The 11,299-nt window shown below is 29.8% G+C and carries 12 protein-coding genes, 1 tRNA gene and 2 rRNA genes; 6 read left to right on the forward strand and 9 right to left on the reverse strand.

What is annotated here, in order from left to right; all coding sequences use genetic code 11:
• Nucleotides 1-763 precede the first annotated feature (763 nt).
• The 6 genes from CLRAG_RS15070 to CLRAG_RS15095 all read left to right on the forward strand — a co-directional run bounded on the left by CLRAG_RS15070 (nt 764) and on the right by CLRAG_RS15095 (nt 6,146).
• Nucleotides 764-1,453 (forward strand): response regulator transcription factor, encoded by a 690-nt coding sequence (locus tag CLRAG_RS15070; RefSeq protein WP_065079164.1) that lies wholly within the window; start codon nt 764-766, stop codon nt 1,451-1,453.
• Nucleotide 1,454: 1 nt separating this feature from the next.
• A complete protein-coding gene (locus CLRAG_RS15075; RefSeq protein WP_065079174.1) occupies nt 1,455-2,384 on the forward strand; it encodes a sensor histidine kinase in 930 nt (309 codons plus the stop codon).
• An 84-nt stretch (nt 2,385-2,468) separates the two neighbouring features.
• Nucleotides 2,469-3,380, forward strand: a complete 912-nt coding sequence (locus tag CLRAG_RS15080) for an ABC transporter ATP-binding protein (RefSeq protein ID WP_065079165.1) — start codon at nt 2,469-2,471, stop codon at nt 3,378-3,380.
• Complete coding sequence (locus CLRAG_RS15085; protein WP_065079166.1) at nt 3,381-4,130, forward strand: ABC transporter permease; 750 nt, start codon at nt 3,381-3,383, stop codon at nt 4,128-4,130.
• A gap of 21 nt (nt 4,131-4,151) precedes the next feature.
• Nucleotides 4,152-4,883 carry an ABC transporter permease gene (locus tag CLRAG_RS15090; protein ID WP_065079167.1) on the forward strand — a complete coding sequence of 244 codons (732 nt, stop codon included), beginning with the start codon at nt 4,152-4,154 and terminating at the stop codon, nt 4,881-4,883.
• 12 nt (nt 4,884-4,895) lie between these two features.
• Nucleotides 4,896-6,146 carry a S41 family peptidase gene (locus CLRAG_RS15095; RefSeq protein WP_065079168.1) on the forward strand — a complete coding sequence of 417 codons (1,251 nt, stop codon included), beginning with the start codon at nt 4,896-4,898 and terminating at the stop codon, nt 6,144-6,146.
• Here the strand turns inward: CLRAG_RS15095 and CLRAG_RS15100 are convergent.
• The 9 genes from CLRAG_RS15100 to CLRAG_RS15140 all read right to left on the reverse strand — a co-directional run.
• Nucleotides 6,135-6,623 carry a GNAT family N-acetyltransferase gene (locus tag CLRAG_RS15100; protein ID WP_065079169.1) on the reverse strand — a complete coding sequence of 163 codons (489 nt, stop codon included), beginning with the start codon at nt 6,621-6,623 and terminating at the stop codon, nt 6,135-6,137. The two genes, CLRAG_RS15095 and CLRAG_RS15100, sit on opposite strands and share 12 nt — an antisense overlap.
• 147 nt (nt 6,624-6,770) lie before the next feature.
• Entirely contained in the window at nt 6,771-7,598 is an 828-nt protein-coding gene (folK, locus tag CLRAG_RS15105) for a 2-amino-4-hydroxy-6-hydroxymethyldihydropteridine diphosphokinase (protein ID WP_065079170.1), read from the reverse strand.
• 26 nt (nt 7,599-7,624) lie between these two features.
• The gene (locus CLRAG_RS15110) at nt 7,625-8,101 is read right to left on the reverse strand and encodes an HD domain-containing protein (RefSeq protein ID WP_065079171.1); all 477 of its coding nucleotides are present in this window, start codon (nt 8,099-8,101) and stop codon (nt 7,625-7,627) included.
• Between the two features lie 15 nt (nt 8,102-8,116).
• Nucleotides 8,117-8,674, reverse strand: a complete 558-nt coding sequence (folE, locus tag CLRAG_RS15115) for a GTP cyclohydrolase I FolE (protein ID WP_013237311.1) — start codon at nt 8,672-8,674, stop codon at nt 8,117-8,119.
• A gap of 133 nt (nt 8,675-8,807) precedes the next feature.
• Complete coding sequence (folP, locus tag CLRAG_RS15120; protein ID WP_065079172.1) at nt 8,808-9,626, reverse strand: dihydropteroate synthase; 819 nt, start codon at nt 9,624-9,626, stop codon at nt 8,808-8,810.
• Between the two features lie 130 nt (nt 9,627-9,756).
• On the reverse strand, nt 9,757-10,671 hold the full coding sequence (locus CLRAG_RS15125) for a DMT family transporter (protein ID WP_065079173.1): 915 nt from the start codon (nt 10,669-10,671) through the stop codon (nt 9,757-9,759).
• A 140-nt stretch (nt 10,672-10,811) separates the two neighbouring features.
• Nucleotides 10,812-10,887 (reverse strand) — tRNA-Phe (locus CLRAG_RS15130).
• 9 nt (nt 10,888-10,896) lie between these two features.
• Nucleotides 10,897-11,013: ribosomal RNA gene (gene rrf, locus CLRAG_RS15135) — 5S ribosomal RNA — on the reverse strand.
• Nucleotides 11,014-11,126: 113 nt separating this feature from the next.
• Nucleotides 11,127-11,299 (reverse strand): 23S ribosomal RNA (locus CLRAG_RS15140); the annotation flags it as partial.

Genomic DNA, 11,299 nt, shown 5'->3' on the forward strand with positions numbered 1-11,299 from the left:
TGATTTTAGAAAATTGCTATTAGCTTCGCAATACTGCGTCAAAGTTTTCATTGCGGTGCTCATTTACTTAAGTAAACTCCGCTCCTCATTCAAACTTTTCCTTGTCTTGCTCGCTACTACCAATTTTTAATATATTACATTTCAGCTTGTTAGCAAAATATAATACATTATTCTTACGAAATTACTTTTTTAGCTGCTCTCGCAGCTCAAAAGAATTGCTGGTTTATTCTAAATAAGTTGTACTTATATCTTCCTCTGTTTAATTTTCAAGGATCATTTTGCCGCCTCACTTCGACAGCTTTTATAGTTTATCACGTCTTTTTTATTTTGTCAACATCTTTTTTTCTACTAACAAAATATAAATTCACGCGGCTCTCAAACAACATTTATCATCTGCTCAAGCAACGTATGTAATCTTATCATATTTCTTATAACACTACTGACATTCTATATTCAAATATTACAAATTATGTTGTAAATAATCAATATTTCTCTTTTATACTCAATATTTCGCACATAGATACACCCGGTAGAGATTATACTGATTTTAACCCAATTATAGTGTTTATCAGATAACTATCATCTCTAATACTCCTACACACTCTGTGCAAGCAACTATCAGCAGATCAAATACACTAAGAAACCTGTTAATAATCATCGGATAAACTTATTTTTGTTTTGACCCGCTGCATCATTGAAAAACATATCCCTATTTTTATATAATAATTGTAGGATTACAAAATTAATGAAAGAGGCTTTTTAAATGAATATATCTAAAATACTTGTTATAGAGGACGATGAAGAAATAAACAATCTAATCTATAATGCTTTAAAAAATGAAAATTATAATATAGTACAAGCTTTTGACGGAAAAGATGCACTTGAGAAATACAACAATTCTTTTCAATTGATTATTCTAGATTTAATGCTTCCTTATATAGATGGTATAGAAGTTTTAAGAAAAATACGAGAAAATAGTACTGTACCCGTTATTATTCTTTCCGCTAAAAATGAAGAAACCGATAGAGTTATAGGGCTCAGCATGGGTGCTGATGATTATATGATAAAACCATTTTCCACAAGAGAACTTGCAGCTAGAGTCAAAGCTCAGCTCAGAAGATACATATATTACAATAACGTTCATGATAAAAATCCAACTTTAACATATAAATCTTTAAAATTAGATGCTTCAAATCATAAGTTCTTTAAAGAAGGCAAAGAACTAAACTTGACTCCAAAGGAATTTGAACTTCTAAAGTTTTTTCTTAAAAATCCTGATAGAGTTTTTACAAAAGCACAAATATTTAATGGAGTTTGGGAAAATGACTATTTGCACGATGATAATACTGTAATGGTACATATAAAGAGGCTTAGAAACAAAATTGAAGATAATCCAAACAACCCTAAATACATAATTACTGTATGGGGAATAGGATATAAACTTGGTGAATAATATGAGTATATTAAATTGCGTTTTGATATTCATAATAATTTTTCTAATACTTATACTAATGAACCTTTATAAAAAAGCAAATTATATTTCAATAGTCATTGATCAAATATTAAATGGAAATTTAAATCAAAGGATAAGAACACAAACCCATGTAAAAGCTTTGAGTAAATTGATTGTAAATATAAATGGATTGATAGACGAACTTCAAAAAGTACAAAAAAAAAGTAATACAATTGAAGAATCTCGTAAAAGGATGATATCGAATATATCACATGATTTGAGAACACCACTTACATCAATCCTTGGGTATATAGAACTAGTGTTAAATGATAGTAATTTGACTCAAAGTGAAAAGGATCGTTATATAAAGATAGCTTACAGTAAGGGAAATTATCTTTATAATATGATGGAAGAATTTTTTCAAATTTCAAAGATGGACTCAAATGACTTTAAACTTGATGTAAAAGAAATAAATATATGTGAAATTGTAAGACAAAACGTATTACTTTTCTTTAGTGAATTTAAAAAGATAAATATTGAACCTGAATTAAATCTTGAAAAAGACGATGTTTATGCTGTGGCAGACGAAAAATCACTAAATAGAATTTTGGCAAATCTCATAAATAACGCATTAAAGTACGGCTCACATGCCACTAAAATAGGTATTGATTTAAGCTGTGATAATGATAATGTTTTTATTTCTGTATGGGATAATGGACCTGGAATACCTAAAGAAGATTTGCCTTATGTATTTGATAGATTGTATACCGTAGAAAAATCCAGAAAGTTAAACTTAAAAAGCAGTGGATTGGGACTTACAATAGTAAAAAAGTTGGTTGAATCATTAGGTGGAAACATTTTTGTATCCAGCATTCCTTTTGAAAGAACAGAATTTAAATTTACGGTGAAGCAGAATTTAAGAAAATTGTAAGAACTTATTAAATAGCATGTAAGGATTATGTTGTATATTATAAACATAGTCCTTTTTTATTATATATTATATGGAGGTATCTCAATGGATGACATTCTTACAACTTATAATTTGACAAAAGAATTTAAACACTTTTGTGCAATTAAAAATTTGAATATACACATAAAAAAAGGTGATATATATGGCTTTCTTGGGCAAAATGGTGCTGGGAAAACTACAACCATAAGAATGGTTATGGAACTTATAAAACCAACTTCTGGAGAAATTGAACTCTTCTCAGAAAAAACCTCAAATAAAAATAGAAAAGTTCTTGAGAGAATAGGTTCAATGATAGAATATCCAGGATTTTATCCGAATCTAACAGCAGGTGAAAATTTGGAAATACACAGACGGATGATGGGAGTCCAGGGTAAGAATTGCATAGATGAAACTTTAAAAGTAGTAGGTATAAGTGATGTTAAAAATAAAAAAGTAAAAGAATTTTCACTTGGTATGAAGCAAAGGCTTGGGATTGCAAGGTCACTTTTGCATCATCCTGAATTTTTAATATTGGATGAACCAACTAATGGGCTTGATCCTATAGGAATTAAAGAAATAAGAGAACTTATTATAGACTTATGTAAAAAGCAGGGTATTACGTTTTTAATATCAAGTCATATATTAAGCGAAGTTCAGCAGATGGCAAATAAGATAGGCATAATTCATAAGGGAGAGATCCTAGAAGAAATATCCTATGACGAACTTCAGAGAAGAAATAGACATTATATAAATATCAAAGTGGATAATGATAAAAAAGCTTCTTTTGTGCTTGAAGAAAAACTTGGAATAAAAGATTATGTCATATGGGGAAAAAATAATTTTAGGGTTTATGAAAAGCTTCAGGAAATTTCAAATATAAATAAAGCTTTAGTTTCAAATGATTTACTTGTAGATGAAATATGTTTAAAAGTGGACAGTCTCGAAGATTATTTTATAAAGCTTACAGGGGGCAATTAGATGTTTAACATAGTATACTCTGAATTTTTAAAGCTTAAAAATTCATATCTGGTAATTATAACTTTAATTGCTGCTATTTTTGTTCCAATACTTGAATGTATTCAGTCACTTTCAAACAACTATAGTGGTAGTTCAGAAACACTAAGAAATACTTTATTTATGAATTATAGGGTAAACATAGAAGTGATTTGTTTTCAGTTTTTATATATAGTTTTTTTCTCATTAATAGCAAGTTATGTTTTCTCAAGAGAATTTACAGATAAAACTGCAAATACTTTATTTGTTTATCCATCTTCTAGAATAAAAATTTTCATTGGAAAATTAATTACAGTGTATGTAATAATTGCATTTGCATATTTCATTCAATTTATATCCACATATTTGACACTTTATATATCATGGGGAAATTTACTTCCATCTTATCTTATTGTTAAAGATATAGAAGTCAACTTATATTCCATGCTATTTCAGTTTTTGCTAATGCCGATTCCAATATTAATTGGGAACTTAACGAAGAACATTATCTTTCCTGTAATATATGGCATACTTGGAGCTGTATCTTCTGCATTTATGATGCTTATGGGCATATATATGCAGGTGAACCCACTCATGTTTCCTGCATTGCCTATATATTATTTTTATAAAGGTGATCCAATTGATTATGTGCTTGTAATTTCAAGTATAGTTTTAACTTTTGGTGTATCTATATTTCTATGTTTATATCACTATATTAATGGAGATATAAACTAATTTTAATGGAGGAATTCTAAAATGTTAAATATGATATACTCAGAATTTTTTAAATTGAAAAAGACTTGCATTGCACCTCTTATTTTGATTGGCGGAACAATTATGACAATACTCATGTTTGCTGCAAGACATATAACTGAAGTTAACATGTCTTTTGAAAAATATGCTTACAATATAGAACAGACAAATTTTATAATGCTGTTTATAGTATTATTTTCAATAATATCGGCATATGTATTTTCAAGGGAATTTACAGATAAGACAGCTAATGTATTATACGCTTATCCGGCAAGCAAATTAAAAATTTTCATGTCAAAATTAGTTGTAATATATATATTGATTTTTTTAACATATGTTATCGAAATCATATCAATACCATTAAGCTATTACTTTTTAAATGGAAATTTACCCGAGATAAATGTTATAACAAAGGATTTAAAAGCAAATATATTATCTATGTTATTTCAATTTTTATTAGTTCCAATTCCTGTATTAATTGCAAACTTGAGCAGGAATATTATAATGCCAATGACTTATTGTATATTAGGGTTTATTTTGTCATGTCTACTTAGAACTCAGTCTTTTTCATATTGTGCAAAATATATTCCACTACTGTCACCATGGCTTTCAGTAGATTATTTTTATTCAAATGCGCATGTTGATTTGAATTATATTACAATTTCAAGTGTTTTGTGTTTTATATTTTTTATAAGTATTTCTATATATGAATTTAACAAAAAAGATATAAACTAAAAGGAGTTAATGATGAATAAATTTATAAAATTAGGCTTTTGCTTTGTATTACTTTTTCTTTCTATGGTTGCAGTAGGATGTGAATCTCAGTATTTAGGCGGAGATAGAAATACAAAGTGGAAAAAGGATTTAAGTTATATGCAAAAGGCTCTTCCTAGAAAACATGTAAACCTATTTTTTAAAACAAATGAAGAAAAGTTCAATGATGAAATAAATACACTAAAAAATTCAGTAGATAATTTAAATGACGATGAAATAGCTGCTAGTATCTATAAAATAACTGCATCCATAGGAGATTCACATACATCTGCATATAGGGAAACCTTAAATGCATATCCAATGGAATTTTACTATTTTAAAGAAGGTGTATATGTTGTAAATACCACAAATGAGTATAAAAAAGCTCTTTATGCAAAACTCATAAAGATAAATGGAAAAGATATGAAAAATGTCCAAGAAGCCATTTTACCCTTAATAGTAAATGACAATGAAGCAATGATTAAAAAAAATATACCAAAATATCTATCGAATCCTGAAATTCTTCACGGCATAAAAGTTGTATCTGATACAAATAAAGCGGTCTTTACTTTTGAAGGCAGTAATGGAAAAACTTTTAATTTAAATATAAACCCTATGGATAAACACAAAATTGGTGAAAAATTTATTGTAAATGAAAAGTATAATAGTTCATATCCTCTTTATATGCAAAAGGGTAACCTGAATTACTGGTATAAATATTTGAATGATGAAAAAACAGTATATTTTAAATACAATAAGTGCCAAAGTGATGAGGACTCAGGTAAATCCATAGAAGATTTTATAGCTCAAATGTTAAATTTCATGAATACTCATAATACTAATAAATTTGTAATTGATATGAGAGATAATTCCGGTGGAAGTGATAAATATATAAAACCAATTATAGACTGGCTTAAAAACAAAAAGTTAAATTATAAAAATCATCTATTTGTAATAGTTGGAAGAAATACCTTTTCATCTGCAATAGTTGATACTGTGCTACTAAAAAAGGATACTAATGCAACTTTTGTAGGGGAAGTTACTAGTGGTAAACCAAATCACTATGGTGCTGTAAAGGAATTTGAACTTCCAAATTCAAAGATGAAAATAAGTTATTCCACACAGTTTAATAAAAGTTCCAATGGCAACAGCAGTACCTTTACACCTGATAAGATAATTGAATTCTCTATAAAAGATTACATTAATAAAACGGATCCTGTTTTGAACTACATTTTAAAATTCTAAAATCATATCATACCACTTAGCACCACCATGTACTGATTTGGATACACCTTTATTTTTATACCCAAATTTCGAATAATAAGGGATAAGTCTCTCTTTACAAGTCAAGATAACTCCTTTTCGCCCTGCTGACTTTGCTGATTCTATCATATGATTCATTAACTGAGCTGCAATTCCCTGATTACGATACTCTGGTATAACATCGAGTCCGAAAATAGTCTGATAGTGTCCATTTGGAACATGAAACGTAGAATCTTCAAATAGTTCATCACATATAACAGTTTCATTTATAATGCACCCATTTATAAAGCCAATTATTTTGCCATTTACTTCTGCTATAAAAAAACTTTGAGGAAATGTTTTTATACGCTGGTTAAAGGATTCTTTTGTAGCTGCTTCTGCCTTTGGAAAACAAATACTCTCCACTTCTGATACTGCATTTAAATCCTCTATAGATACTTGTCTAATTTTAATATCCATTTCAATATTCCACTCCATTACTAAAATTGTGTTATGTTTGTATATGATATATTTATTACTATAACTTAGTATTATGTATCAAAGTATATATTCTAAAAAATAATTTTGCATATAAACTATATGCAAAATTATTTTTAACTTACAACTTTACAATTCTTGTGTTTTTTCTAACTCATGAGTCAAATTTATGATTCTATCATTTAAAACAGGATGAATAACATAAGGTGCAATATCTGACAATGGCTTTAAAACAAATAATCTCTCATGCATTCTTGGATGGGGAATTATAATCTTTTCTTCTGATGTAACCAAGTTATCATATAATATTACATCCAAGTCTATAGTTCTAGGCCCCCATTTTATTATTCTCTCCCTTTTTAACTGCTTCTCTACTTCTAATAAAAAATCCATTAAATCTCTAGGCTCCATTAAGGTTTTAACCTCTAGAGCACCATTTAAAAAATTATCCTGATCTAAATATCCCACGGGTTTAGTTTCATATAATTTAGATATTTTTGCTACATTATTATAAGGTGAAGAATCTATTATATCTATGGCATCTCTTATATTTTTCTCTTTATCACCCAAATTAGAACCAATTGAAATATAAGCTGTATGCCAGCACCTATTTATTTCTACCGCTACCCACTTTAATGGCTTTCCTATAGGTGCCCAAGGCTTTTTTATTTTAACTGTCACTTTTTCTATTGCTGTATACTTTTTCAATATAAAATTAGCTAGTGACTCTGCAGCCTTTTCAATAAGATCATATTTTTCCCTTTTAAATTCTTCCTCTACTTCACAGCATAATCTAGCGTAATTAATAGTTTTACTCAGGTCATCACTTTTTCCTGCTTCACTTAAATTTAAAAATATTTGTAGTGATATAAGAAATCTTTGCCCCATATCTTTTTCAGCTTGATTTACCCCATGATAAGCATATACTTCTAAATCCTCCACATATATGGCATCCATACATAACATCCCCTAACTAAAACTAATCAATATTTAATACTATAGTTTTTCTTTTCATCTGGCCAATTACAATCTGAAATAGATTTACACATAAAACAATTTCTACATGCTTTGTCACTATCATAAAATATATTTTGAATTAAGTTATCAGAATTCTTTTTTCTATGATTACTTATCAAATCAAATATTTCATTTTCTTCTTCGTTGTCAAATCCGCACTCATCCAAAATATCTTTTCCTAACTTAATACTAGCTAATTCATGAGGTATGCCCTCTTCATATTGCTGCCATCTTCCTATATCATGCAGCAGAGCAGCTGCATATATAATTTCTTTTTCTACATGAATATTTTGTTCCAACACTTTTATATAAGTAATCCTAGCCACATCCAGTAAATGTTGAATACTGTGTTTGCAATACTTTCTATTTTCTTCAAGCTTATTAATTTTAGATAAATAAGTACAAAACTTACGGTTTTTTAAAATAGCATTAACTTTTTTCAAATTCAACACCACGCTCTATTCCATATTTATCATTCTATAAACTTCATCCCTAAGTCTAGGTTCACTTTTAAAAAGTCCCCTAGCAACTGCTGTAACAGTCTTACTTCCAGGTTTTTTTATTCCCCTCATAGTCATACACATATGCTCAGCTTCAACTACAACCATAACTCCCTTAACTTTTACATATTTCATCATTGCATCAGCAATTTGAGCAGACATTCTCTCTTGAAGTTGAAGTCTCTTTGCAAAAACTTCAACAGTTCTAGCCAGTTTACTTAGTCCTACAACTTTCCCATCAGGTATATACGCTATATGTGCTTTTCCGTAAAATGGCAGAAGATGGTGCTCACACATGGAGTAAAATGTTATATCTTTTTCAAGTACAATATCATCACTATCTACAGTAAATACTTTTCTCAAATGTTTTTCAGGACTTTCATCCAATCCTTCAAATATCTCTTTATACATTCTAGCAATTCTATCAGGTGTCTCAACCAATCCTTCTCTTTCAGGATCTTCTCCTATAGCTTCAAGCATCATTTTCACTGCTTCTCTAATCTTTTTTTCATCCATGATAAATGTATATTGAGTTTAAAAAAGCTTACCCAATATTTCTCCTTCCCCTGAAACATACTTAGTTAATTAAATAACAAGATTATATCATTTAAGCTGGCATTGCACAAGTGATTTAATTCACTTAGCAAGGCTACCTTCTTACTATAGCATCTGCCATTACAGCAGCTCTTTTATTTTCCTTTACATCATGAACCCTTACAAAATCACACTTTTTCATTATTCCTATTACTGTAGTAGCTACAGTTCCTTCTATTCTTTCATTTACCGGAAGATCTAATGCATTTCCTACCATTGATTTTCTAGAAGTTCCTAAAAGTACTGGATACCCTAGTTCTGAAAGCCTTTCTAACTGATTCATAACAGCTAAATTTTGTTCATAATCTTTAGCAAAACCTATACCTGGATCTGTTATTATATTTTTGGCATCAACTCCAGCTTTTAACGCTATATCTATGCTTTCCTGTAAATCAGTTAGTACGTCATTCATCAAATTTTTATAATTTCTATTATCTCTGTTATGCATCAAACAGCAAGGAACTCTATAATGTGCAGCTACTTCTGCCATATAAGGGTCTCTTTTAAATCCCCAAACATCATTTATTAATGATGCTCCTGCTTTTATAGATTCTTCTGCAACTTTTCCCTTATATGTATCTATAGAAATAGGAATATCTACACACCTACTTAACTTACCTATTATGGGAATAACTCTTTCTAATTCTTCCTGCTCAGATACAGGATCATAACTTGGTCTTGTAGATTCTCCACCTACATCTATTATATCTGCCCCTTCTTCTTCCATCTGTTTAGCATGTTTTATAGCCACCTCTATATTGTTAAATTTTCCACCATCAGAGAAAGAATCTGGTGTAACATTAAGTATACCCATAATATAAGTCCTTTTTCCTATTTGAAAATCTTTTTTGCCTATTGTAATTACTTTATTCATGATATCCCCTCTTATCATTAAATTCAAAACTTTTATTGAAATCGTCTCCAACATTATAACATATTTTACTAAAAACATACATAATAAGTGACTATTTAATTGACTCTAAATATGACATTTCCATAATGTATTACCTCTTTTTACAAGCTTCAACTTTTGCATGGCAAGCTTGTCTAGGTCTCATCTGGCATATAATCATACCTGCAAGCATAAGACCACATCCAAATATTGCCCTTAAACTTAAATATTCATTCAAAACTAAAAATCCTCCAATAGCTGCAAAAACTGATTCCATACTCATTATAATAGCTGCATGTGTTGGTTCAGCATTTTTTTGTGCGACAATTTGCAATGTGTATGCAATTCCCACTGAAAATATACCACCATATAGAATAGGTATTGCAGCCTGCAAAATTCCACTTATTGTTATATTTTCAAACAAAACAGCTATTATTAAACTTAAAGCCGAACAGGTTATAAACTGAAAAAATGCCAATTTGAGTGTATCAAACTTTTTAGAAAAAATATCTATTAAAATTATTTGAACCGCAAAGAAAAAGGCACTTCCAAGTTCAAGCAAGTCACTGTGTGATATAAAAAAGCTGCTTGTAACACATAAAAAGTATAATCCTACCACAGCAATTAAAGCTCCAATCCATGAATTCATCCCTACATGTCGTTTTAAGAACATACCCATAATTGGAACAAATACAATGTATAATCCAGTTATAAAAGCAGCCTTTCCTGCTGTAGTTCCTATAAGACCTACTTGTTGGAAAGAAGAAGCTAAGAAGACTATTAATCCTGTAAAAAGTCCAGATAAAAATACGCTTTTGAAACTTTTATTTTTTTCTTTATTTTTACCCTTTTCTTTATAAAATATTATAAGTGGAACTAACGAAAAAGCACCTAGTCCAAATCTTACTCCATTAAAAGTAAACGCACCTACATAATTCATACCCACTCTTTGTGCTACAAATGCGAATCCCCATATGGCCGAGGTTATTAAAAGCAGTACACTAGATTTTAAAACACCTTTATTCATATTTCACATCCCCTTTAAAAAAATCGTCACATCAAATAGAATTTTGAATCCAATAATTTAAAAATATTAACTCATATAAGTTTTCTTTTATACGAAAAAAAAGCCTCACACATAATCTGAAGCTTTTTAATATAAACTTTTGGTGGCCAGACCAGGAATCGAACCAGGGACACGAGGATTTTCAGTCCTCTGCTCTACCGACTGAGCTATCTGGCCAAAAAACTTACCTGGCAGCGACCTATTCTCCCACAGGGCCTCCCCTGCAGTACCATCGGCACTGTGAAGCTTAACCTTCCTGTTCGGTATGGAAAGGGGTGTTACCTTCACGTCATTACCACCAGATTATTATCGAAAATTGCCATTTCTATCAATTTTCTTTTATATTATCTTTTAAGAGTTCAAATTACTCTGTCCTCTCAAAATTGCACAGTAAATTTTTTTCTTTCGTTTTTTATTTGGTCAAGCCCTCGACCTATTAGTATCAGTCAGCTTAACAAGTTGCCCTGCTTACACCTCTGACCTATCTCCTCGTGTTCTTCGAGGGGTCTTACTAGCTTACGCTATGGGAAATCTTATCTTGAGGTGGGCTTCACACTTAGATGCTTTCAGCGTTTATCCCTTCCCAACT

The sequence above is a fragment of the Clostridium ragsdalei P11 genome (genome assembly GCF_001675165.1).
Taxonomy (GTDB): domain Bacteria; phylum Bacillota; class Clostridia; order Clostridiales; family Clostridiaceae; genus Clostridium_B; species Clostridium_B ragsdalei.